Origin of the sequence: Thiolapillus sp., from assembly GCF_048562965.1 — a bacterium.
Classification (GTDB): domain Bacteria; phylum Pseudomonadota; class Gammaproteobacteria; order Chromatiales; family Chromatiaceae; genus Thiolapillus; species Thiolapillus brandeum_A.
In genome coordinates, this window is sequence record NZ_JBHNMF010000050.1 from 11,828 (window position 1) to 13,102 (window position 1,275).

The 1,275-nt window shown below is 52.5% G+C and carries 2 protein-coding genes; both read left to right on the forward strand.

The annotated features are described in order from the left end of the window. Nucleotides 1–635 (forward strand): PglZ domain-containing protein (locus ACOCD2_RS04885; protein WP_305802467.1); only part of this gene is annotated, 635 nt, incomplete at its 5' end. Beyond that, the coding region (locus tag ACOCD2_RS04890) for a PglZ domain-containing protein (protein ID WP_419625629.1) at nt 632–1,275 on the forward strand (644 nt) is incomplete at its 3' end. The genes ACOCD2_RS04885 and ACOCD2_RS04890, both read left to right, overlap by 4 nt.

A 1,275-nucleotide genomic window follows, 5' to 3' on the forward strand; every position in this document is an offset into this window, starting at 1 on the left:
CCTCGCAGTTTATCCATGGTCTGGCTGAAGCAACGCTGGAAATGGATTCCCTGGCAGAGGGTATCCAGCGTTATGCACAGAGTTGGTATCGGCTGGATCTTCATTATCGCAAGTTCGTCTATCACATACGATCAGCAGGCCAGGCTGCCCTGACTTCAGAGCTGGCCAGGCAGATCAATGATCTGTATTCAAATAACTATTTGCTGACATTGAATGACCGCTGGCAGACTCAGGTGGATGCAGCGAAGAAATGGGAAGCCAGCCCTGTCAGGCTGCAGCGGGAATTCTTCAATGGCTGGGTACAGCCTTTTCTGAGCAAGAACAAGAAGGTGTTTGTCATTATTTCTGACGCCTTGCGGTATGAAATTGGTGATGAGTTGCTCAGCCGGATACGCAAGGAGGATCGTTTCGATGCCAAACTGGCGCCTGTCCTTTCCATGTTACCCAGCTATACCCAGCTCGGTATGGCGGCTTTGCTGCCCAACCAGGAGTTGGAGATACAGGACGATGGCAAAGCGACGGTCTATATCGATGGCAAGAGTTCCTCGGGCACCAGTAACCGCGACAAGATTCTGAAAAACGGCTGTGGTTGTCGGGGTGTGTGGCGTTGCAGTCCAGAGATTTTCTGCAAATGAACCGGGAAGAATGCCGTTCACTGATTCGTGAACACGATGTGTTCTATATTTATCAGAACATCATCGACAAGACGGGCGATGCCCGTGACAGTGAAGAGCGGGCGTTTCTCGCCGTGGAAGAAACCCTGGAAGAGCTGGTAAAGCTGCTCAAGAAACTGGCGGGCAACAACGCCAGCAATATGCTGCTGACAGCAGATCACGGGTTTATCTATCAGGATCATGCGCTGGATGAGAGTGAGTTTGTCGAAATATCCGCCAAGGGGAAGGACGTTTCCTATCTGAATCGTCGTTTCGTGCTGGGACATCGCTTGGGTAAGCAGAAAGGTATGCGTGCTTTCGAGCCGGAAGCGTTGGGGCTGTCCGGGGATATGGAGGTGTTGATACCAAAATCTATCAACCGCCTGCGAGTGAAAGGCGCGGGTAGCCGCTTTGTACATGGCGGGGCATCGTTACAGGAAGTGGTGGTGCCGGTGCTGCAAATCCACAAGAAACGCAAGAGCGATGTCAGGGCCGTCGATGTTGATGTGCTGCGCGGAGGCGTGTCAACCATTACCTCGGGCCAGTTGTCCGTGGCTTTCTATCAGGCAGAGCCCGTTACCGACAAGGTGCAGCCAAGAACCTTGCGGGTAGGTATCTATAA